Source organism: Prevotella veroralis DSM 19559 = JCM 6290 (genome assembly GCF_000377625.1).
GTDB lineage: Bacteria > Bacteroidota > Bacteroidia > Bacteroidales > Bacteroidaceae > Prevotella > Prevotella veroralis.
On record NZ_KB898329.1, the window covers coordinates 186,015 to 211,032 of the forward strand.

A 25,018-nucleotide genomic window follows, 5' to 3' on the forward strand; every position below is an offset into this window, starting at 1 on the left:
AGGTATTGAAGAGCAGATCTTTCAGCCAAAAATCACTCTTTTTGAGTATTGATATTGCTATGTTTTATCCGTAACTTTGCAACAAAAAAAGAATGAACAGTTTACGCGACTTGTTAGAAAATGCAGCTAATAAGGCTCCACAAAAAGGAATTTTTGTAGTAAACCATAATGTGGGAGATATATTTATTTCTTATACAGAATTAGCAGAGAAATCAAGGAAGATAGCATATATACTAAATAGCTACTATGCAATACAGCCCAAAAGTAAAATAATAATTTCAGCAGTAAAGTCGGAAGACTTTATTGTGCTATTTTGGGGATGCGTATTCGCTAACTGCGTACCCGTACTTATGCCTTCTGTTCAATTGAATAATAAAGAATCTATTGACTTTGAACGATTCAAAAATGCCCAAGAAGTTATAGGTGAGGCTTTTTTAATTTCAAGTGATTTCAATTTATGCAATGCTTATCAGAAAAATAATGCTATTTATATAGAAGACCTTCTAAGACAGATGGAATTGGTAAGCAATTGTGAAATGAGTTTGCCCAATATTTTAAAAGAAGAGTTGTGTGTAATACAATTTTCGTCAGGAAGTACAGGAAATCCTAAGGGTGTTATGCTAAGTTGTGATAGGATTATAGCAAACATCAAAGCAAAAACCTTTGCAGATCATATTATAAAAGGAGATAAACTTATTCACTGGATGCCATATTTCCATGATTATGGGTTATTCGGTAATCACTTAACTTGTGTGTACAATTGTATTACCGAAGTTAAAATAGAGCCTTTTTCTTTTCTAAGAAATCCAACCGTTTTTATTCAAAAAATAGTACAATATGATATTACTATCTGTGGTGGAACAACTCCGTCTGGCTTAGAACTCCTCTCTAAAAAGGTTAAAGATAAAGAGCAAGAATTAAAAGATATTGACCTATCCCATATAAAGACCTTGTCTGTTGGAGCAGAAATGGTACCACCTAATTTATATTCAAGATTAGAACCGTTATTTAAACTTGGTCTCCGTCAAGAGGCCTATATCCCATCATATGGAATGGCTGAAACAACATTGATTGTTTCGGCGTGTACACATGGACACGGAAACAGAACCATAAAAATTGAAAGGGATGCTTTCTACGATGGGATAATCAAACATTGTAATAATGACGCTCCTTTTTGCGAGTTTACAAGTGCTGGAACCGTACTTCCTGGTTTTCAGGTGAGAATCGAGAAAGATGGTATATCGCAGGGAAATATGCAGATAGGAGAAATTCAAGTAAAGGGGGATTGCGTCATGATGGGATATTATAATGACAAAAAGTCAACAGATGCAGTTTTCAAAGAAGGCTGGCTATGTACAGGAGACCTTGGATTCTTTGACGCCAATAATATTCTATATATTGTAGGACGTAAAAAGGAGGTCATCATTGTAAATGGGCAGAATTACCATCCGTTCGATTTGGAAGATTCCATTATAAGAAAATTCTCTGGGGAAATCGAAAAATCAGTTTTGACTTCCTATTACTCAACGAAAACAGAAAAAGAAGTAGTATTGCATTTCTTCACATTGTATAAAAATATGACAGAGACATCTGTTCAGCAATTAGTGGAGAATGTTAACAGTTTTATTGCCAACATTGCAGGATTTGCTCCATCATATTCTATCCACATAAAGAAAGGAAATATACAGAGAACTTCAAGCTCAAAGATAAAGCGGAGATCCATGGCATTGGCTTTTGAAAAAGGAATGTATAATAAATATATTATTAATCTTATGGATAATTCAATGGAAAAAAATTATGCGTTAATATTGAAAGAGGTGTGGAAAGAAGTCTTACATGTGGAAAATATACAATTAGATGATAATTTCTTTAATCTGGGAGGAGATTCCATTAGAAGTATGGTAGCGGTCTCAAAAATAGAGAAGGCTTTCAATGTTAAATTAGAGAATAGTTTCTTCTACCAGTATTCTTGTATCAATGCTCAAAGCAAATATTTGGAAGCACACTTTTCAAGTAAAATGGAAGCTCCACTTAACGAATACGAATTATTAATTAAGGAATTTTGCTGTGAGGAGTTAAATGTTCCATTTTTGAAACTGCAATATACCGACAATCTGATAAATAGAGCTCAGTCCTTTGCACAAGTATATCACCTTATGCAACGGTTAACCGAAGTCTTTGATAAGATAACATTTGAGGATATTAAAGAGAAAACGAATATACGCGATATTGCAAAGGTCGTAAAGGAGCATTATGTTGTATCTGAAAGGATGCCTTTCCCATTAATGGACTTTCAGGAAACATTGTTTTATCATAATAAAAGTTTTATTCGCAATGAACCAACAGGACTTAGTTGTTATATTATATGTAGAACAAAGTTCAGAGGAATGTTTGAATTGGGATGTTGGAATAAAGCATTGAACGATATTATTCGGCATCATCCTTTATTACATTCCATCCTTTATGAAGAAGCTAACGAGCCAGAAATGGTTACATTGCCTACATATTCAACTTTCGAGTGCGGATATGAGGATATAACCAATATGAGCAAGGAAATGCAAGAAACTTTCTTTGCTCAAAAAGACATAGAGAGTCATGATTATAGATTCGACCTTAAAAAATTCCCCCTATTTTATTGTAATGTTTACAAAACGGGGGATAACGAACATGAGGTTTTATTCCATATAGACCATCAAATTATTGATGGATATAGTTTTTTCCATTTTTTACAAGAGTTGTTGTCTAATTATGATAGACTTCTAAGTGGCGAAAAAGTAATTGCAGAGAATGAAAAGGGCTTATCTTTCTTTGATTATGTTTTTATTGAGAGAGGTAGAAGAAAAACTTGGCGTTATCAGAATGCAATGGATTTTGCTCTGAAAGTCTTTAAGGACTTACCAGAAAAGATAATACTCCCAACGAAGCAACGTCCTTCTATGGTGAAAGATGTACATTTTCGAACATTGCATACAGAGTTAGATGGGGCAAAAATGAACAGATTGTTAAATCACATCCATAATACAGCAGGTATTTGTTTAAATTCCTTACTCATGGCTTGCTATTTTAAGCTAATGAATTTATGGTCTGGTCAAAATGACATCATCATTAATATGCCTGTATTCAATAGGGAACAGCATCTTCCTACTTCTAAGAGTGTTATTGGAAGTTTTTTGGATATATTCCCTGTTCGCATACACACTCATCCACAAGAGTCCATTGTTTCCATAGCACGAAACATTGAACGCTATGTACGTACTATGCTGAAATATCCAATTTCTTCTATAGAATTATCAAGAAGAATTGCAGAACAGGAAGGCCTTAAACAGGGTTCGCTGAGTCCTATCATTTTCAGCAATTCTATAAATATGCTTCCTAAGGGAATTAGTCATTCGACTAAGAACTTCACTATCGATCCCCCAAAGGTGCAGACAGGTGCTCCTGGCACATATATAGATTTGGTTCTGTACACTTGGGAAGACAAATGGTGTTTGGACTGGAACTATCTTATGGAATTATTTGATCCGCAATATATTTTGCTTCTATCCCAACAATATACTAATATGGTTTATCAACTTGTTGATGCTATAAATTCTTCTGAATTCGAGAGTATAGTAGCTTCAGATATTCTGCCTGTTCCCTATTTACAGATGTTGAAAGACAACAACAAAACAGAGCATGAATATTCTAAAAAGCCTATACATGAGCAAGTTTATCAGACAGTATGCAAATACCCAACAAGAGAAGCCATTTCGTGTCAAAACAAGTCTCTCTGCTATGAGGAATTTTGGAAAAGAGCTAATCAGATGGCTCACTTTTTACGTTCACTTGGTGTAGATAGGCATTCACATGTAGTTCTCTTATTGAACAGAACAATTGAGTTACCCGTGGTACAATTGGGTATTTTACTTGCTGGCGGTGCATATGTTCCTATAGATCCATCATATCCGTCAGACAGGATAAAGTATATGATAGATGATTGTGGGGCAAATGTACTTATAACTCAAGGGGCACATGCAAAGATTATAAATCAAGCATACACAAAAAAAATTAAACATTGTGTTTTGTTAGAGGATACTCATATTTCCTTGCCCACTGCATATTGCCGACATACGAAGGAAGACATTATGAAATTTCCAACCAAAAACATCGAGTTATGTAATACATCAGAAGACTTGATTTATATAATTTATACATCAGGTTCTACTGGACAGCCTAAAGGTACGATGTTACGACATAGGAACGTTTCTAATTTCTTCAATTACGAGAAGGAAGCTTTCAACATTAATTCAGATAGCAGGTTCGCTTTAATAACGTCATATTCATTTGATATGACTGTTACGTCAAATTGGTTGCCATTTATGACAGGAGGATCTTTGCATATTCTTTCCGATGATGAAACTAAGAACGTAGAGACACTTCTTTATTTCCTTGAGAAAGAAAAAATTAATGTATTAAACGTCACGCCCTCTCATTTTTCTATGCTTGTGAATGCTATGGACTTTTTGGAGCGTCCTGTAAAACTTTCAGAGCAAATGACCATACTTCTCGGTGCAGAGATTGTCAACGTTTCGGACATCAACAGATGGTTGGAACGTTATCCCTTACATCAATTTATCAATGAATATGGACCGACAGAAACGACGGTAGCTTCTACATTTTATAGGATTCCTATAGAAGCAGATGGACAATGCCATCTTGACACAGTGCCCATAGGTAAACCTATTTACAACACACAGGTTTACGTCTTGAATGATGATATGAAGCAGACTCTTCCCAATGTGCCCGGTACGCTCTATATCGGAGGACAAGGTGTGTCTTGTGGATATTTGGGCAAAGTTGAAAAAACGAAGGCGGCATTTGTTATCAATCCTATTAGCCATAAAGATATTGTATATAATACTGGTGATGTAGTAAAGATGACCGAGCAAGGAAACCTTATCTTTGTTGGAAGAAGAGACTTTCAAATAAACATGAGAGGATACAGAATAGAATTAGGAGATATTGAGAATGCTCTACTTCATGTTCCAAATATTGTAGATGTATGCGCCGAAATCCAAAAAGACGACAGTGGAGAGGATACCATAGTCGTATTTTATGTATCTAAAGAACATCGTAATATAGATAATAAGGACATTATGAAGGTATTACAAGCCCGATTACCTCATTATATGATTCCTAAATCTATGATGAGAATAGAACAATTACCCATCTCAGAGAATGGGAAGACTGACAAAAAACAATTGCCAAATATTGCCAGGGAGCAGAAGAACAAACTTGCCAGAAACATTGTTGGACCAAGAAACGAGAAAGAAAAACAGATTGTTTCTATTTGGCAAAAAGTGTTGGGTATATCAGAAGTTAGCATATATGATAACTTTTGGGATATTGGTGGGGATTCTATACGTTCTATTAGACTAATCAAGGAACTCAAGAATTTTGGTTTAAAGGAAGTTAAACTTAAAGACTTGTTCGAAAAACCAACAATAGCGGAACTTTTATCTTCAAATGAGGGTAATGACACTACAGAGAATGTCATATGCGTGAAGAATGTAGAGTCCCCTATTGCAAGACTCGTATGCTTACCATATGCCGCAGGTACCCCTGGAATGTACAACACTTTTGCAAAGGATTTTGTCAGCAACATTAATATTTATACTGTACAATATCCTGGCCATGGTGATGACCGAGAGATAAAGGCTACTGTGGATGAGGTCGGAGAATTACTATTTGGCGAAATACGAAAGTTTAATGATGGCATTCCTTTGTTTATTATGGGTTACTCTTACAGTTGCTATATTGCCTATGACTTATGCAAAAGGTTTGAGAAAGAAAATATTCCATTGCATGGTATCATAATGATAGGAGGAACTCCACCAACCTTGCGTGATATTCTGATGAATTTCTTCTCAAATGAGGATAATGAACTGCTTGATTATTCACGCACAAAGGATTTACTCAATGAAGAACTAATTTCGACATTAACAGAAAAGGAGAAGCATGAGTATCTGCATGAACTTAGAATGAACACTGTAGCAATGGTCAATTATCATTTCCTTGATTTCAAATTGAGGACGACTCTCTGTTCTGTTGTTGGTAAAGAAGACGAACCGACAATAAGGAGTAATCAACAGCTCTGGGAAAATTATTTTCAACAAGTTAATTATAATGAGTTGCCAGGTGGACATGTGCTTATTACGAAATATCATGTAGAATTGGCAAACCTCGTGACGAAACACATAGAGAAGAATGTTTGATACAACTTTACTATCTACCTCCACCATTGCCGTCAAATTGGTAGAGGAGAAAAAGGATATTCTAACAGAAGAGAGAGTGCTGCTTGATGAAACATCTCTGATTAAAGACAAATGGTCTCCAGTGAGACAAAAGACTTTTATTATGGGGCGTATCGCAGCACACAATGCTGTAAGAACCTTGGGGTTAGAAGATATTCCTATATTAAGAGGGAGAGATGGGATGCCAATATGGGGCAAAGATGCAGTAGGATCCATTTCTCATAAAGACACCATAGCCGTAGCCATCGTAGGAAAGAGTGATGTGTATCAGTGTGTCGGCATAGATATAGAAGATATGAACTTTCTGTTGGCAAAGGAAGAATACTCCCTTTTTTGCAATGAAGAGGAAATAAAGTCAATTGAGGAAGGTCTCCTATCAGGAACTATGATTTTCTCACGAAAAGAGGCTATTCTGAAAACTCTGTGTACCATAGATACCAATGTATATACACTGAAGAATATAGATAGTATTAATTTTCAAAAAAAACACCCAAAGTTGTATTTATCTTGTATTTATTATAAATCATACATCGTTAATATATGCTACATCAGCAAGTAAAAAAGCTACTTTTATTAATGGGAGGAATCTTTATCCCATTGATAAGTTTTGCACAACATTCCTTATCAGGGCGTGTTGTGAGCGAGAAAGATGGAGCCCCCGTTGTCAATGCCGCCATATATATAAAGAAAAACAATGTCGAAGTTTTTACGGATAAAAATGGGCTTTATCACATAAAATTAACCCAAAGTGGGAAGTATACTATAAGGGTCTCTTTCATGGGATATAACACGGTTGAACAGACTGTGAATATAAAAGGGGAATCCACCTTGAACTTTACACTGAAAGAAAATTTACAGGAACTTAACGAAGTTGTAGTAAGTGCCTCCGCACAGAAGGCAGAAATAAACCGTATTCGGCAAAGTCCTATGGCAGTAACAGTTGTAGACGGAGAAAAGTTACGGGGACGTTCAAGCGGTATAGAAGAAATTCTCACAAGAACGTCTGGCATTAAAGTGAGAAAAACTGGCGGATTAGGAAGTGCATCTCGCATATCTGTGCATGGGTTGGAGGGAAAGCGAGTCGCAGTCTATATCAATGGATTTCCTTTAAATAGCCCTGATGGTTCTTTCGATATTAATGATATTCCGATTGATGTCATCAAGTACATAGAAGTGTACAAGGGTATCGTTCCTGCCGAATATGGAGGCGACGGATTGGGAGGAGCTATCAACATTGTGACCAGAGAAGATGAATGTGATTTAGTTGGATTCACACAAGAATTGGCTTCATTTGGAACATTCAAGACACTTGCAAGTGCCCAGAAACTTTTTGCAAAACCTGGAATATTGTTCAATGTTGCTTTCTTCAAGAACAAGTCCAAGAACAATTATATGATGTCATGGCCAGTGTTTGAGACTAATCTACCTGCTTCTGAATACAGAAAGGTGAGACGAAACAATGACTACTATGACGCAGACTTCTATCATGTGGGCATAGGATTTAGGAAACTATACTTCGACAAACTGGATCTGGAATGTGCCTTTTACAGAAACAAGAAAGGTATACAGTCTCTTAACTTTGACTCGAGACATGCCTATACGAAAAGTCTTAATATCATGCCTACTTTGGACTTGGAGAAAAATAATTTTATCTTCAAGGGGTTGGATATGAGAAATACACTTGTTGCTCCCATCATACGTTCGAACATGACGGATACCGCAACAACAAAGACGCAATGGGATGGAACTGTCACACAAGCTATTGGGGAAACAGAGGACAACCTATTCAACGAATCGCATAACCGACAATTTGAGTTGCGAAACAAATTAAACTTGAAATATATGCTTGGACGACATTCTTTCAACCTGAACGACCAATTCGTACTCTCAGACTATAGGCCCAAGGATGAACGTATGAATGAATATCTTGGCTTTGATCCCAGTTCGTTTCCCAGCAAGATGATTTCAAACAACATCGGGTTCAGTCATTTGTACGTATCTTCCGATAATCGCTTTCAAAACTCCTTGACAATGAGCATCTATTATCTCAAGTCAAAGATTTTCAGAACAAGCGATGCTCTGTCAAAAGACCATGCGGAGGATGTGGCAGCTCCCAAGCAGACAAGCGTGAACAAAACATATTACGGGTTTAGTGAGGGGGTAAGCTATGAGTTTTGGAAAGGTGTGAGGGGGAAAATCTCGTTTTCACACAATGTAAGGATTCCAGATACGGGAGAGTTGTTTGGTAATGGGATAAGTATAAAGCCATCAGTAAACCTTCAGCCAGAAGTTGGGAATAATCTGAATGTAGGTATTATCATAGATCGAAGAAATCTGTGTGGACTTACTCGTGTGCAATGGGAAACAAACTTTTATTATATGTATATGAAGAATATGATAAGACTTTTCCCTGCAGATACTCGTTCCATATATACAAATTTAGGAAAGACGAGCACGCTTGGGTTCGATACAGACATAAAGGTGGATGTGACTCCCAACATCTATGCTTACTTTAATCTTACATTGCAGGACATTCGAGACCGACAAAAATGGTTAAACGATGAGAAGGGAACAGATAACCCAACGTATGACAAGCATGTGCCCAACATACCTTCATTCTATTACAATTATGGTATGGAATACCACGTTGAAGGTTTGCTAGGAAAGAAGGAATTGTCCAGAGTTTATGTAGACGTTTCCCATGTCGGAGAATTTGATTGGGGATGGCAAATGAGTACACTGCCCGACCAGCGCAAGAAATGGCTCATCCCCTCCAATGATGTGTTTACCATAGGTCTTCAACAGTCCTTTTGGCACAACAACATTTCACTGAGTTTTGAGGTTGAGAATATCTTTGATAAAGAAAACTACATGGAATTCAAAATGCCACTGCAAGGGCGTACTTTTAAAATGAAATTGCGTTTTAATCTGTTCCGAGATAAAGTCTCCGGGGGAGCTATGAGTATGTAAATTCTTATTATTATTTTTAATATTTAATTCAAAATGAAACATTATTTCTTAGTTGCAGCCGTAGCGCTGCTTGTATCAACAGGTCTTTCCTCATGTGGAAAAGACTCACCAGATGTTCCTCCAATGCCTCCGACAAAGACAGAATCGGGATTTGTACACAGCGTGAATATAGGAGAGAACACTTATGTCAGCCTGTTTAAGGACTTGACTGTCGGCTCACTTAACACGGACAATGCGTTAGTGTTAGCCAAAGGTGCATTTACCTTTGTACATAAAGGTAAGGTGTATGTAACTGACACTGAACACCTCTATAAATATACGCCTAAGGATGGCAAACTTGTTCAGGAAGGGCAGACCATGGTGTTTCCAAGTGGCGCAAAGGCTACATACATTACGTTCGTATCCGAGAAGAAAGCCTATGTTTCTTGCCTTGGATTAGGAAAGGTCTGGATAATAGACCCTGTTTCTATGACGAAGACAGGAGAGATAGATTTATCTGACTATTCTTTGGGGAAGTCGGCTGGAGACAACAATCCTGAGCCATGTGCCTCTATCATCAGGGACGGCATCTTATACGTTACCCTCTGCCAGTTGAAGTCTGCCTACTCATGCGAGGAGGGAGCATACATAGCCTTGATAGATACCAAGACCGATAAGCCCATCAAAATGATTAGTGACCCTCGTGCCACAATGTCCTCATGTATGACTCCTGCTGGGGATCCTTTCGTGGACGAGAAGGGTGACCTCTACTTCTATTGCGTTGCCATGTTTGGATATCAGCCTGGAGTCAAGGAAGGATTCCTGCGAATTAAGAAAGGAGAACAGAACTTTGATAAATCATATTGTTTCACTCTTGCAGATGTAAAGTTAGAAGGAGTCAAGGGAAACAAAACATCGTATGCATATAATAAGGTGTATGGTGGAAACGGAAAGGTTTACGGATATCTTAATATTCCCGGAGCCGCAAGCAATCCACCAGACTACGTTCATGACAAATCATTCCAGGCCTTTGAGATTAATCTCTACAATAAGACTTGCAAAAAGATGGATTTTGCAGGAACTACAGGCTGGGCGGCATCTATTTGCAAATCAAATAATGATATTATCTTCGGCATGGCGACTGACCAAGGTGTGGGCTACTCTGTCTATCATATGAATGATGGAAGCTATGAAAATGTAAAAGTAAAAACTTCTGGAGCACCATATATGATTAGTAGTCTGAAATAATATGAATTTCCTTGTCGAAAGTAAAATATTTCGACAAGGAAATTGTTCTCCTATCCATAAAAAAATAACAGGATGAGAATCTTTTGTTTTTTGACACTTTATTTATAGAGGATACAAAATGAAGAAAAAAATATTAGATATCATCGCCGTCTCAAGTATCATAAGTGGTGCGTTTATTACTGTCTGTGACTATCTCGTCCAGATGAGATCAACAGAAACGGAACAGTTTGTGTCAAGATTGTTAGTATTAGACGGAGTGTCCATCACTTTATCGTCTTATGTATGTATTTTTGCCTTTCCCTTTTGGATAATAGGTCTTTATCTTGTTTATTTGACCATGCATAAGGTCAATAGTGCTATGGCTACGATTTGTTCAGGAGTGATTGCATATTCTATGATTATGATGACTTTTTTTCATTATTGCTATGCTTTAATATATAACATAGGAAATGCAGGCATCATCGGGTCTGAATGGGAATCTGTCGTTTCTACTTTATCTCCTTTCTTTCCGTTTATGTTTATATTATTGCCTTTGGGCTGGATTTTGGTTGGCTTATGTAATTTGTCATCTAAGGCCATTGTTTCACGATGGACTATTCTACTAAATCCCGTTGTACTTATGGTAATGTCATCTACCATGACATGGCTATCTCCTACTTTTTTCAGGAAGGTGCAACCTTGTACGTTTAGTCTTGGCATTACTTCTTATTACTTTATTTGTTGGTTCTATATAAGAAAGAAAATATAATATTATGCGGCAAAAGAAAGTCTTAATTATTGGTGGAACAGGTATAGCTGGTATGGCCATCCTTAATGTATTGTCTGAATACAGAACTCTATGCAGTTTATCCATTGCAGCTCGAAAGTATTCTGGTGAATTTGACAATGCTGCCAATTTCATCCAGTTGGATATATTTGACACCTTAGCTTTAGAAAAAATTATCAAGCTCTTTGACATAGTTGTTATAGCAGCTGGTCCGTTCCATAAAATCAATTTGGATATTTATAGAATATGTCTTGAAAGTAAGATTGTGTGTATTGACATAAATGATAATATTTTACATTATGAACGTTTGATGAATTTCAAGAAGGAATCAATCAATCCTTATCACGGAACAGTATTAACAGGAATGGGGTTATGTCCAGGACTTACAACTTTTATGTTGGAATTTTTGGCAGGACAACTTGAAGGAATTGCTATAGAAGCATATAGTAGGATTTTCTTTGGAGCAGGAGTTGTATCTGGTAAAGCTTCCATAGACAATTTCTTTGAAAGTTTCAGCAGAGATGCACTTGTTCTTTCAGACGGTTGTATAAAAAAATCTTCGTCGAGACGTTTCCATCAAAAAAACTTTTCGTTTGATGCTTCTCATGAGGATTTACCACTACTGTTTTTTACGAGCTCTGAAATACTGTCTTTACCACAGGCTTTGTCTTTCAAACAGTTAAAAACATTTGATAGTGCTTTTTGTCTGCAAGGCTTCCCTAAAGGTCTTTTGCCATTATTGAGGCACAGTTCCTTTGCAAGAAGAATTCTTTGCCAAATGACAAAAAATAATCAACACAAATTGACTGCAAGTAGTGAAAAAGAAAGAACGGTCATAGTAAACTTGACAGTTAGAAATGAAAGGTGTCAAAAGAATTGTGTTTTACGTTCAGATTCCTCATTTCGATTGACGGGAATCTTTTGCGCAGCAATGGTACTTTCTGTCATTAATGGATGGGTACGCCTGGCACCAGGAGTATTTTCCTTTGAACATTTGGAAAAGAAAATGTTGCCAATATATGATTTTTTGTGTGATCATGGGTTAGAAATATTTATGGAAAATAAACATGAAAAATAAAATCAAATACATTGGTGTAATAGGAGGTAATGGATCAGTAGGAGGTCTTATCGTGAATTATTTACTTTCAGAATTGTCCGACCAACATATTTTGATAAGTTATAGGACAAGCGAGAGAGTTCCTACGTCAATATCTTCTACAGAAAGAACAAAATATTGCCATTTAGATTATAACAATGAAAACGAGTTAAAGAGTTTTTGCTCTCGATGTTTTGTTGTAATCAATGCTGCTGGTCCTTCTTCTTTGATGGGAAACATTATAGCACTACAAGCTCTAAATAGTGAATGCCATTACATTGATATAGGGGGGTATGATTCTCTTATGGAACAAATGAAACCATACGAAGATATTGTAAAAGCCAAAGGACTATGTTTTGTTATAGGAGCAGGTTGGATGCCAGGATTATCAGGCGTCTTTGCCAAATATATCATAGAACAACATTTGAATGTTAACCAAATGAAATTTAGAATGTTCTTTGGTGCTGTGGATACTTGGTCGTATAGTTCAACCTATGATATGGCAAAAACTTCCATAACAGGTTTCAGCACTTCTTTCTTTTCCTATGGAAAAAGATATAGACGTTCCCCTTTACACAAGGATATTCTTAAATCATTTTCTTTTCTTCTACAAAGAAAAATATGTATTCCAATATTCGACAACCAATTAGTCAAAGTTGCGTCCATACACAATCATGTGAAGGAGTTTTCTACCTATGTGATGGTAAACGATTTTATTTCAATGTTTAAATTTATGTGGATTAGTATTTTTTACAAAAATAGACTGGAGCAGGCTGCTAAATTATTGGAGAAAGATTATAAAAGACTGGTTAAAAAAGAAGGTAAATGGGGGGCTGTTGTATGTTCTATGTCTGCAGAGAAGAGTAGTACTGAGAAAAAATTTTGTATGCTTACAAATGACAATTTAAAATACACTTCATTACCTTCCATCATTACCGTTAAGAACTTATTGAGAAAAAAAATAAATTCAGGGGTGAATTACTTATGTGATGCCATTGAATGTGACTCGTTCATAAGAGAGATTAGTGAATATGGAATAAATTATACCTGTGATGAAATATAACAATAAAAAAAGAGTTCTAAAATTTTTGCTATGGATTTGTGTTATGGCCTGTATAACGGGGGTTCCATGGGGTTTCATTCCCTTGCAAAAGGTATATTCTTATATAGGTTTTAACGGCACCCCATCATATATGACGCAGTTTTTATTCACACAGCAATCTTTGTTTTTTAGTTTCTTTTCCCTTTACTTCCTGCTCCTGAAAAAAGACGTAGAGAAGTATAAAGAGATTCTTAGTATAGGAACTTGTTTAATAGCTTTTATGGGGTGCTTTATGTATGTTTTGAAGTGTCGTACAGGGCTGATTTATTGGTCTTCAATTTATGAACCTTTCATTTGGCTATTCATCGGAAGCTCTATGTTTTTACTTAATCTCAGTATTAAGACAAAGAGAGTAAATAAAAAACTTTTATTTCCTACAACGGTCTTGTTTCGCATATTCTCTATTTTGCTGGTCTTAAACCTCTGTAATATATTTTATCCAAAAGAAATTTGGAATTTACTATTTCGCATGCCGTATGATTCTGCTTCATCCCTTGATAAGTATATATTTGGACTGGTTAGCTGTTTCTGCGCCTTCTCATCTGTAATCATATACTATTTAAGCGATAGAATATCAAATTTTGTGTATATGGCAAAGTTAGTAGCAATCTTCTTCTTTATATTCTTTGCTTACTGCCTTGTTAGCTTTAATCCCAACAAACTGTACGCTCCTGTTGGTATCATATATATTGTAATAAATATATTTATAACTTTTTCAAGTTCATATAGTCTGTTTAAATGGAAATAAAATGGAAAATAATAAAGGTAATGTTGATGAATTGATAACGTCTGTTCCAGGTGAATGGAAGTTTGACGAGCAGGTCTCCAAAAATTTTGACACGCATGTCAGAAAAAGTGTTCCCTTGTATGAAGAAGTACAGAAGGAGGTTGTAGAGATGAGCGAATGGTTCGTTCGTGACAATAGTATAATCTATGATTTAGGGGCATCTACAGGAGAGACAATATCCCTTCTTCTTCAAAAGCATCATAGAAAGAATAACATAAGATACATTGGAGTTGAGGAAAGTTTGGCTATGATTGAGATTGCGAGAAAAAAATGTAACAGTGATACTGTGCAATTTTTACAACAGGACATTGCGGATATAAATGAGTTCTCAAATGTAGATTTGATACTGTCTCTATATACTCTACAGTTCTTGCCACTTTGGAAAAGGAAATTAGTTCTTCAAAGAGTCTATAATGGTTTAGTTGAAGGAGGTGCTTTCATCTTTGTTGAGAAAATGAGAGCAGAAAATTCTATGTTTGAAGACATTTGGAACGACCTATATTGGGATTATAAACAAGAAAGAGGGTTGAATGAACAGCAAGTAATAAAAAAGTCTCAAAGCTTAAGAGGGGTACTAATGCCTCTAACCTTGACAGAGAATTTACAATTGTTGTCAGACACGGGTTTCCAGTGTATGGACACATTTATTAAGTGGAATAATTTCGCAGGAATTGTTGCCGTAAAAATGTTTTCTAAAAACAATTTGTCAGAAAATAAGAATTTCGAACCTAAAAATAAGAAAAAAATAGAAATTAAGTAATAACTAAAATTATGAATATCTATATTATACTACAAATTACACTTGTTGTAATTTCTTTAACAGGTTTATGGGTATATTATTATGCCTTCAATACTGGTTACAATAATAATAAGCAAGGTATAGAGTCATCAGTGCCACAAAGACTGTATTATGCAAGTACTTATCCGGCTTTGATATGGTATGTCCTACCTTTTGTAAGGCAGCCGAGAATACATGGAGTTTACGATTTGATTGGTGGAAATTTTAACCTGCTTAGTTCTATTTATGTTTTCATAACATTAGGCGTTTTCCTCTATTTCTTTATTTTTTGGGGCAATAAATCTGTTTCTCAAAATTTCAAGGCAACCAAAAATACTTTTTATGCTCCAAAGAAACTTTTGACAGACGGAATTTATGGGAGAGTTAGGCATCCAATGATAATAGGTGATATTCTATGTCATTTCTCTTTAATTTTATTTATGGGAAGTTTTTATACATTGTGTCTATTCCCAATCTATATATTAATAGATTTATATATGATAAAAGTGCAAGTGAAATTTTCATTAATGCCGTATTTTAGAGAAGAACTATTAGCCTATAAAAAGACAACACCTTCTCTTCTTGATAGAAGATTGACTTTGGTTTTGTGCCTTTTGCTGTTATTATTGTTCATAAATATTTTATTATCGTTTATATAAAGTATCAACATGATGAGCATGTTAAGACGATTAGGAGCTTATATGGGAGGACGCAAGTGATTGCTGCTCTGTTGGGGTATCGTCAGTTAGCGGACAGCTTTCGCTTGTCTCTTTCCATAATACAGCTTACCACGGAGGGTTACCTTACCAACGCATCCATATGAGATTATGCCCTTGTCGCTTTTATCAATTGAATGATGCGTTTTCGCAAGAAATCACTATATTTGGGTATTGTATGGAAATAGCATTCTTTCTATCTTTGCAGTATCTAAAAAAAGTTTATGGCAAAGGATAAATACCACATACAAAGAGTTTCAATATTGAAACAACAAAGTAGTGCATCATTCATCATAGAATGGTGCGTTTTTTTTGTGAACAAATTAAAACTATGTTCATTATTCATCTTTGACTATGCAGACATTGAAGACAGACATAAAGCAACGCATATTGCAAGTTGCCCATAGAGAGTTTATCAAAAATGGTGTGCAGCGTACGTGCATTAGAAACGTGGCGCGTAAGGCTGGCGTGACTGTGGGGAACCTGTATCATTATTTTGACAGTAAGGATACACTATTTTGTGCGGTATTGCAGCCATTGCTCACCGCGCTTGACCGCTATATCCTCTCACATAACGATGAGGAGTTTCTCTCAATCAATGTGTTCGATTTGCGGCAGCAGCAGGTCAATCACATCATGGCGATGCTCACTCTTGTCAAGCAGTTCCGCCCCGAATTGCGGCTGTTGCTCTTCAATGCTAAGGGAACTTCGTTGGAGGGATACAAGAACAAAATCATCGACCACCAGATGAAGGTCGGTATGGAATACCTCCGGCTGATGAAGGAACGATATCCGCACATCAACACCGACATCTCTCCGTTTCTGACACATCTCACATGCTCAACTTGGATGACCCTTTTCTGCGAATTGGTGGAGCACGAAGACTATAGTGAGGAGGAAATCAAATTGGCACTTGAACAGTATGTCACTTTTGGGATGGCAGGCTGGAAAGAGCTGATGAAACCATAGGATAACATTCAAAATAAAATAATGATATGTTCAAAACACTCAAACGATTAGGAGCTTACATGGGAGGACGCAAGTGGTTGCTTCCCTGCGCCGTCGGGCTGTCAGCAGTCAACGGACTGCTCTCGCTCGTCCCGTTCGTTCTTTTGTGGCTTGTGGTACGCACGCTACTCACCGCGGAGAGCAGCCTTACCGACGCACCCGTATGGGACTATGCCCTCGCCGCCTTCATCGTGTCGGTAGTAAACGTGCTGCTCTACTTTGCCGCACTCATGTTCTCGCACCTTGCTGCGTTCCGTGTAGAGACCAACATGCGCCGCAGGGCAATGCAACGGCTCATGCGTGTGCCGTTGGGATTTTTCGATACGCAGAATACAGGACGCATGCGTAAAATCATTGACGAGGACTCAGCGCAGACCCACACCTTCGTGGCACACATCCTGCCCGATGTGGCGGGGAGCATCGTCGCCCCCGTTGGTGTCATCGTGCTGCTGCTGACAGTGGACTGGCAATTGGGCTTGGCGGCTATGTTGCCAATCATCTGTGCCTTCGGCATCATGGGCTATATGATGAACCCGAGAAACAACAACTTCCAAAAACAATATCTCGATGCGCAGGAGAAGATGAGCGGCGAGGCTGTGGAGTATGTACGCGGCATCCCGGTGGTGAAGGTTTTCCAGCAGACCGTCTTCTCGTTCAAGCGGTTCCACGACAGCATCATCCGCTATCGTGACCTTGTCATTCTGTACACGCTGTTGTGGCGTTCGCCGATGTCGGCATATACTGTTGCCATCAATGCCTTCGCCTTCTTCCTCGTGCCGGTGGGTATCATCTTGATCGGGCATGGGGGCAGTGTGGCGATGGTTATTGCCGACCTCTTTCTCTTTGTTGTCATTACACCGGTCATCGCAACCAATGTGATGAAGATGATGTATCTCAGTCAAAATCTTTTCTTGGCAAACGAGGCTGTCGATAGATTGGAGAAACTAACCGACGCCTCCCTACTGCCCGAAAGTGACGTTCCCCGGAAGCCACAAGCCCGCGACATAAGCTTTGAAAATGTCTCGTTCAGGTATGAAGGCGCGGAAAAGGATGCCCTCTGCCACGTCAGTCTCACCATTCCCGAAGGACAGACGGTGGCGCTTGTGGGAGCTTCCGGCAGTGGAAAGACAACGATGGCACGGCTCATTCCCCGTTTCTGGGACGTGCGTGAGGGCAGCGTGAGCATCGGCGGGGTGGATGTCCGGCAGATGGACAAGTCGGAGCTGATGCGCAGCGTGTCTTTCGTATTCCAGAACACCCGCCTGTTCAAAACTTCACTAATAGAGAACCTGCGTTACGGTAATCCCGAAGCAACGGCAGAACAGATAAACCGGGCGATAGACCTCTCGCAAAGCCGTGAAATCATCGACCGTCTGCCCCAAGGTTTGGATACTGTCATCGGAGCGGAGGGCACTTATCTTTCCGGCGGCGAGCAGCAGCGCATTGTCCTCGCGCGTGCCATTCTGAAAGATGCGCCCATTGTGGTGCTCGACGAGGCTACCGCCTTTGCCGACCCGGAGAACGAGCATTTCATCCGAAAGGCATTAGTGCACCTCACCAACGGGAAGACCGTCCTCATGATTGCTCACCGCCTGACCACCGTGCAGGATGCCGACAACATCGTGGTGGTGGACAATGGACAGATTGCCGAACAGGGTACGCACAAGGAACTGATGGCTAAGCAGGGACACTATTATAATATGTGGAACGAATACCAGAAAGCAGTGGCATGGAAACTATAAACATTCAAAGGAGACATCCATATGATTAAATATTTTCAAAACCGTTTCGCCCTTTCGGAAAAAGGGGCAAAGGACTTGCGGAGGGGGATAGCTTTCTCAACGCTGCTCAACCTTGCGCTGATGTTGCCGCCCTCCTATCTGTTCCTCTTTCTTATGGAATATTTGGAAGCCGATTCACGCATAGGTCAGCATACCTTGTGGTTTTACGTGTTGTTGGCGATAGCACTAATGTGCGTGATGTTCTTCATTAGCCGATGGCAGTATGACAGCACCTATACCACCATTTACAACGAGAGCGCGCAGCGTCGCATCGGTCTTGCGGAGAAACTGCGCCGCCTGCCGTTAGCTTTTTTTGGAGAGCGAAACTTATCAGACCTAACTTCTACCATGATGGAAGACTGTAGCTCATTAGAGCAAATATTCTCGCACACCGTTCCCCAATTATTTGCATCGGTGCTGAGCATGCTTATCATTGCCATAAGCCTGTTTTTCTACGACTGGCGATTGGCCATCGCTCTCTTTTGGGTGGTGCCGTTGGCGTTAGCAACTTTGCTCTTGGCAAGACGTATGATGGACAGGTCTTTCAAGCAGAATTACCACGTCAAGCGTAGCGTAACCGAACAGGTACAGGAGGGGCTGGAGTGTGTGCAGGAAATCAAGTCGTACAATGGCGAAGCGGAATACAACCGCAGATTCGATAACCAGCTGAAAGCCTATGAGAAGGAATTGGTCAATGGTGAGTTGGTGGCGGGGTCGTTCGTCAACCTCTCTGCCATGCTTCTGAAATTGGGTATGCCCACCGTCATTGTCGCAGGCGCATGGATGCTACAGTATGGGGAATTGTCTATTTTTGTCTATCTGGCATTTCTCCTTATTTCAGCCATGGTTTATAATCCCATTCAGGATGTGTGCAACAATCTTGCCATCCTCGCTTTCCTCGACGTACGCATCAATCGCATGAAAGAAATGGAGGCTATGCCGGAACAGAAAGGAAACAAGGATGTGGCGATGGACAATTACGACATCGAGTTCCGCAATGTGAGCTTTGCCTACGAGACCGAAAAACAGGTATTGCACAATGCTTCCTTTACAGCAAAGCAGGGAGAAGTGACGGCACTCGTCGGTCCGTCGGGAGGCGGAAAGAGCACCACCGCCAAACTCGCCGCACGCTTCTGGGACATTGACGGCGGAAAGATTCTATTAGGCGGAAACGACATCGCCCACATCGACCCGGAGACACTGCTCCGCAACTATGCCGTGGTGTTTCAGGACGTGCTGCTCTTCAACGCCTCTGTCGCCGACAACATCCGCATCGGCAAGCGTGACGCCACCGATGAGGAAGTGCGGCGTGTGGCACGGCTGGCACAATGTGATGATTTCATCAGCCGTATGCCGAATGGATACGACACCATTATCGGCGAGAACGGCGAAACCCTTTCTGGCGGTGAGCGGCAGCGTATCTCCATTGCCCGTGCGCTTCTGAAAGACGCTCCCGTCATTCTCTTGGACGAAGCTACCGCCAGCCTTGATGCCGAGAACGAGACGAAGATTCAGGCAGGCATCTCAGAATTGGTGCAGGGTAAGACCGTCATCATCATCGCCCACCGCATGCGCACCGTCCGCAATGCCGATTACATCGTGGTGCTCGGTGGCGGAAGAGTCATCGAGCAGGGTGCGCCCGAAGACCTCATGGCTAAAGGTGGAGAATTTGCACGGATGGTAAAACTTCAACAGGAAAACAATAATGAAAAATAAATAGCAATGTGGTATGCCGAAATACGTACAATATCCTTGCCGGTGTGGACTGGTATCCGAGCAACGATTGGTACTTCAGCGCGCAATACTGCCATAAATATACGGCAGGGAACCTTGACGGTCTTTCCGTTTATCGCAATGCCGGACTTGCCACGGCAAGAATATCGAAAGAATTACTGCGGAATATGCTGAAACTTTCAACATTCGTCTATATAGATGTAGCCAATGGTGGTGTTTTCAACCGTTTCTCTGCATCCTACGCTTTGAACGACCAAATCGAACTCACTGTCAGATACGATTTCTTCCATGCCGACAAAGGCAAGTTTCAGATGTATGACCGAAACTCTGAAATATGGGCAAAGATGAAATATAGTTTTTGAATGACATAAAGACATTGCGTCTCATTCTTTTATAAGATGACAAAGAGAAGGATCGTCTTTTATCCTTTTTATTTCTTTTTCAATCAAAACAATTATTTCCTGCTTAACACGTTTATAGTTGGCTTCGATAGTTTCTTTGAGATTATCGGAGCCATCTTCGTTTTGAAACGCATTGATCTTAGGAATGGGCTGGTATTGCTTCATTTCGGCAGAGACTTTAGCACTATCCACCACTATTTCAGCATGGAAAATCTTTTGGTCGATACGTTCATCAAAGTTGTCGGATACTGCTCCTACAAACATGCCTTGTGTGAGATTGCTGATTTTCGATGCAGGGATAAGACTATCCATCTGCGTAGAGATAGATGTGGACTTATCGTTGCGATTGATGGTCATAGACTGCCGTTGTTGAAGCACCTTGCCAAAACGCTCAGAAAGAGTCTTGGCGGTTTCACCTACAACTTGACCACTAAACACATTGCCCACTGTGTTCTGTATCACCTTGCTCTCCTTATCCCCATAATCACGGGTAAGCTGTGAGAAGTCTTGAAAGCCCAGACACACGGCAACCTTGTTACTACGGGCTGTAGCAATGAGGTTGTCAAGCCCACGGAAATAGATGGTCGGCAACTCGTCGATAATCACCGATGATTTGAGTTGCTTCTTTTTGTTGATGAGTTTCACAATACGGCTGTTATACAGTCCCAATGCCGCCGAATAGATGTTCTGTCTATCAGGATTATTGCCTACGACAAGCACTTTCGGCTCATTAGGATTGTTGATATCGAGCGAGAAATCATCGCCCGTCATTACCCAATAGAGAGCAGGGCTTATCATACGAGACAGTGGTATTTTGGCACTGGCTATCTGTCCCTGCAACTGGTCTTGCGCTCCGCCCTCCCAAGCATCCATAAAGGGAGAAAGGTAGTTGGCAAGCTCATCGTAGGAAGTAAGTGTCGGAAATATCTGTGCGTAGGGACGGTTCAGGAATTCGATGGCATGGGGAAAGGTGCAATACTTACCGTTCTCATATATCTTCAGAAACCAGATAATGGCGGCAAGCAAGATAATCGGTGATTCGACGAAAAAATCTCCCTGCTTCTGTATCCACGAGCGGTTGAGGTTGAGCATGATGGTGTAGGCGCTCTCGTAAGCATCCGATATATCTGTCATAAAGGCAGGATTGATGGGATTACAGCGATGGCTCCTGCGTGGGTCGTCGAAGTTTATCACATAGAATTGTGGTTTGACTTTATAAGCATCTAAATGATGAAGCAGGTGATTGTAGGCAATCTCCGACAAATCAGGGAATTTATAGTCGTAGATATACATGGCAAAGCCTTTCTCAATCTGCTGTTTGATGTAGTTATTCACAATGGCGTATGACTTACCCGAACCCGGTGTGCCGAGTACCATTGAGGCCCGAAACGGATTGACCACGTTAATCCAGCCTTTGTTCCACCTTTTCTTATAATAGAAGCGTGTAGGAAGATTGACCGAGTATTCATTTTCCATCAGCCTTGTTTCCTGCATAAAGCTCTCGTTCTCCGTGTTGAATACGTCGTCCATGAGGTTGTTTTTGAGTAATCGGCTCATCCACACACCACCCATTAGCAGGCAGATATAACCCACGGACAGTGTGAAGATGTAAAGCGTAGCCGCCCCGATTTTACCAATGGGCAATGCCAACAGCCACCAGTTGAGAAAGAAAAATACAAAGCCTGAGAAAAGTGCCGTCCAAATCTTTGGCCATGTGATTTTCTCCTCCTTCACGCCTTTTGTGCCCAAGCAGGATAAGGCGAGAAACACAACACAGAAGAGTTTCGTCCATAGGATAGATGAAAATAATCCCGTGGTGCGTTGAAAGTTCATCAGTATCTTATTGATGATGCCGAGTGTGAAATGCCACTCGTGAAATGCCTCGTAGCAAAACCAATAACAGTTAATCAGGAGGAATATCACAGATATACCTCGCATAAAGTCCATGACCTTACCTAATGCCCTTAAATCATCTTCTTGTGCCATAATGCAATCTTATTGTTGTTAGAGAATCGTTTGAATGTTATTTGAGCGGTGTACTTAACTCTTCCTACGTTTAAGATTTACCTTATTTTGTCTTCGGAGTTTACGCTGCCATGCCGCTTCTTTCCAATCATCATTGCCCGATGTAGAGAAAGTTTCTCTCACCAAATCGTCGATAAGTTCATCGACAAGATTGTCGCTTTCCTCTGTGTCTTGTTGTAATAATTGTGTTTTATTTATCTGTTCATGGCTAACGGACGGGCTACCATAAAGCGATTCATCCAAGAATGGATTATTTTTCGGGTTAGAGAAGTACTCGTTAAACTTATTGGCGGCATATCCTTTACCCAATCGAGAGCCATTGAGCGCAATGCCTTTTTCATCATCAATGAATGTAATACCATAGATGCGTCCGCTCTCATTCTTTCGGATAACTACACGCAAGCCTTGTTCCTCCAATCTTTGTCGGTGTCTTTCCTCCGTATCAGGAGAAGTACGCATTACTTCCAATACCTTTCTTCTGACGGCTGGTACCAATGGCTTAACCATCTGCTTCGACTTCTGCATCTTGTTCTGGACGGCAGCATAGCCCACACCTCTACCTATGTCCGAGGCATGAATGGGCGTGCTCACCTTATTGCCTTTGTCATCGGTAGGCACATAGACCAGCCCGTCATATCGCTTGCCCCTATACTCGGTCTTTACCTCCTCTACTGCAAGGTTGTATTTATGCAGAACGGCATTTAGTTCACCTAAGGAACAAAATATATAATGCTTCATAGCAGAACGGACGGTGTTAGCCACCTGCTCCTTGATATTCCCTTGCACAACATCGACCTTTGGTGTTTCTGTCGTTGTTTTCTCACTGACCTTTGAACTTAAAATAAGATTATATTTCTTTTCCAGAGCATCAGTAATCTTTTTGCTTCGTCTGCCTTCATACTTGTCATTGATTTTTCTGCCTTTGCTGTCCACCCGAAGCGACACGATGTGGATATGCTCACGGGCAATGTCGTTATGTTTAAAGACGATATAGGGTTGCTTGCCATAGTTGAGAGCTTCCATATACTCCTTCGCAATCTGCACGAGCCTTTCATCAGAAAGTTTCTCGTCCGGGTGCGGATTGAGGGAACAGTGGAACACCGTATTCTTTGTCCTGCACTTATCCGGGATAAGTTGTCTCATATCGGACAATACCTGTTCCATAGAGTATTTGCCGTCTTGATTTTGGTACAGACCATTGGCAAGCAGGACGGTTGCCTCTTCCTGCCTTACCTTCTTGAAGTTGTACCCCAATGCTCCTCCAAGGTTTGCCGTTGATGATATTTTGGCTATCATTTGCTGCGGTAGTCAATCGTTAAATCTATTGTTTTCTGCTGAAGTTCGATTATCTGGGCAGATAGTCTTTCCAATTTTTCAAGCATAATCTGTGCAGTTTTTACGCTATGGTATGCATTGATGGCACGCACAACTTGGTTGTACAGCACGCCAATCTTATGTATCTGTGCTGTCAGTTCTGAGAGTTTCCTGTAGTATTCCACGGCAGATTTGTCCACCGTAATGACCTTAAAACTATCGCCAAGAATACGTCCACGCACAAAATCCGACTTCGTTTCTGCACCTGAACGCTGAAACAAATCAATCACTTTTTGTTGGTCTTTAGGATTGGGCAGCCGTACATGCCAGTTGTCCCAACGGGGCTTTTCCGCCTTTTTTCTCTCTGAACGAGATTTCTCTTCCTTATTCATAGCTTCCTTTTTCTTTAATCACGACTTTGGAGTGATTATCCCCTCGCACCGAGGCAAGGGTCTTTGTGGTACAACTGAAAGTTTGTGTTACAAAGACACACCTTGCTGGTATCAAGAAATGATACGATTGAAGTATCCACCCTTTGGGGGTGTCTGCTTCGGGATATTACCTCCATGTATTATTCTCGCCTGCAAAGTTACGGCGGATTTTCAAATATCTCATTATCAGTGATATTCACTCTTTTTCCTTGCATTTCCCTGCACTTCATCGGTGTCATATAATCAGCCAAAATATCATTTATTTTGCAGTCAAAACGAGCGAACTATGGTATGACGACACAAGCAAAAGACACATCGTATTACCATTAGCTTGCACCAAAGATGCAAAGAAGAAACGAAACATATTCATGACAATTTGTTGTCATGACAAACTATTGTCAGTACAACAGATAGCAAGAACTATAAATCGTCCTTTCAGACTATCGCACGAACCATGCACAGCCAGAACAAACTGTCTGCTGATACTTCTCAAAAATGAGAGCACATCCAAACATCAAATAGACAAGTAATATGAACTAAGAAATTATCATTATGGAGAACAAACAACAACGCCCCATCTTTCTGGGGT

At 39.9% G+C, this 25,018-nt stretch carries 15 protein-coding genes and 1 pseudogene; 13 read left to right on the plus strand and 3 right to left on the minus strand.

The window, feature by feature from the left end; all coding sequences use genetic code 11:
- The first annotated feature begins 92 nt into the window (after positions 1–92).
- From D464_RS0106410 to D464_RS13165, 13 genes and pseudogenes are all read left to right on the plus strand, one after another.
- A complete protein-coding gene (locus tag D464_RS0106410; RefSeq protein WP_018910668.1) occupies positions 93–6,254 on the plus strand; it encodes a non-ribosomal peptide synthetase in 6,162 nt (2,053 codons plus the stop codon).
- On the plus strand, positions 6,247–6,852 hold the full coding sequence (locus D464_RS0106415; protein ID WP_018910669.1) for a 4'-phosphopantetheinyl transferase family protein: 606 nt from the start codon (positions 6,247–6,249) through the stop codon (positions 6,850–6,852). The genes D464_RS0106410 and D464_RS0106415 overlap by 8 nt, the downstream gene beginning before the upstream one ends.
- Positions 6,853–6,869: 17 nt before the next feature.
- On the plus strand, positions 6,870–9,263 hold the full coding sequence (locus tag D464_RS0106420) for a TonB-dependent receptor (RefSeq protein WP_018910670.1): 2,394 nt from the start codon (positions 6,870–6,872) through the stop codon (positions 9,261–9,263).
- A gap of 33 nt (positions 9,264–9,296) precedes the next feature.
- On the plus strand, positions 9,297–10,490 hold the full coding sequence (locus D464_RS0106425) for a YncE family protein (protein ID WP_004360039.1): 1,194 nt from the start codon (positions 9,297–9,299) through the stop codon (positions 10,488–10,490).
- A gap of 118 nt (positions 10,491–10,608) precedes the next feature.
- Positions 10,609–11,238 (plus strand): DUF6796 family protein, encoded by a 630-nt coding sequence (locus tag D464_RS14150; protein WP_081618105.1) that lies wholly within the window; start codon positions 10,609–10,611, stop codon positions 11,236–11,238.
- Between the two features lie 4 nt (positions 11,239–11,242).
- Positions 11,243–12,334 carry a saccharopine dehydrogenase family protein gene (locus tag D464_RS0106435; RefSeq protein ID WP_018910672.1) on the plus strand — a complete coding sequence of 364 codons (1,092 nt, stop codon included), beginning with the start codon at positions 11,243–11,245 and terminating at the stop codon, positions 12,332–12,334.
- Positions 12,324–13,415: a saccharopine dehydrogenase NADP-binding domain-containing protein gene (locus D464_RS0106440; RefSeq protein ID WP_018910673.1), complete on the plus strand. Its 1,092-nt coding sequence runs from the start codon at positions 12,324–12,326 to the stop codon at positions 13,413–13,415. Before D464_RS0106435 ends, D464_RS0106440 begins: the two co-directional genes overlap by 11 nt.
- 788 nt (positions 13,416–14,203) lie before the next feature.
- Entirely contained in the window at positions 14,204–15,001 is a 798-nt protein-coding gene (locus D464_RS0106450) for a methyltransferase domain-containing protein (RefSeq protein WP_018910675.1), read from the plus strand.
- 11 nt (positions 15,002–15,012) lie between these two features.
- Positions 15,013–15,678: a methyltransferase family protein gene (locus D464_RS0106455; RefSeq protein ID WP_018910676.1), complete on the plus strand. Its 666-nt coding sequence runs from the start codon at positions 15,013–15,015 to the stop codon at positions 15,676–15,678.
- A 411-nt stretch (positions 15,679–16,089) separates the two neighbouring features.
- Positions 16,090–16,704 (plus strand): TetR/AcrR family transcriptional regulator, encoded by a 615-nt coding sequence (locus D464_RS0106460; protein WP_018910677.1) that lies wholly within the window; start codon positions 16,090–16,092, stop codon positions 16,702–16,704.
- Between the two features lie 26 nt (positions 16,705–16,730).
- The gene (locus tag D464_RS0106465) at positions 16,731–18,485 is read left to right on the plus strand and encodes an ABC transporter ATP-binding protein (RefSeq protein WP_024985682.1); all 1,755 of its coding nucleotides are present in this window, start codon (positions 16,731–16,733) and stop codon (positions 18,483–18,485) included.
- A gap of 21 nt (positions 18,486–18,506) precedes the next feature.
- Positions 18,507–20,240, plus strand: coding sequence for an ABC transporter ATP-binding protein (locus D464_RS0106470; RefSeq protein WP_018910679.1), 1,734 nt, complete (start codon positions 18,507–18,509; stop codon positions 20,238–20,240).
- 5 nt (positions 20,241–20,245) lie between these two features.
- A pseudogene (locus D464_RS13165) lies at positions 20,246–20,620 on the plus strand (DUF1302 family protein); the annotation flags it as partial.
- Positions 20,621–20,641: 21 nt separating this feature from the next.
- On the opposite strand, the gene mobC reads toward D464_RS13165, so the two are convergent.
- From mobC to D464_RS0106490, 3 genes are read right to left on the minus strand one after another with little or no spacing between them, the layout of a single operon-like run.
- Complete coding sequence (mobC, locus tag D464_RS0106480; protein ID WP_018910681.1) at positions 20,642–22,645, minus strand: conjugal transfer protein MobC; 2,004 nt, start codon at positions 22,643–22,645, stop codon at positions 20,642–20,644.
- Between the two features lie 54 nt (positions 22,646–22,699).
- The gene (gene mobB / locus D464_RS0106485; protein WP_018910682.1) at positions 22,700–23,980 is read right to left on the minus strand and encodes a conjugal transfer protein MobB; all 1,281 of its coding nucleotides are present in this window, start codon (positions 23,978–23,980) and stop codon (positions 22,700–22,702) included.
- Entirely contained in the window at positions 23,977–24,390 is a 414-nt protein-coding gene (locus D464_RS0106490) for a plasmid mobilization protein (RefSeq protein ID WP_018910683.1), read from the minus strand. Before D464_RS0106490 ends, mobB begins: the two co-directional genes overlap by 4 nt.
- Between the last annotated feature and the right edge of the window lie 628 nt (positions 24,391–25,018).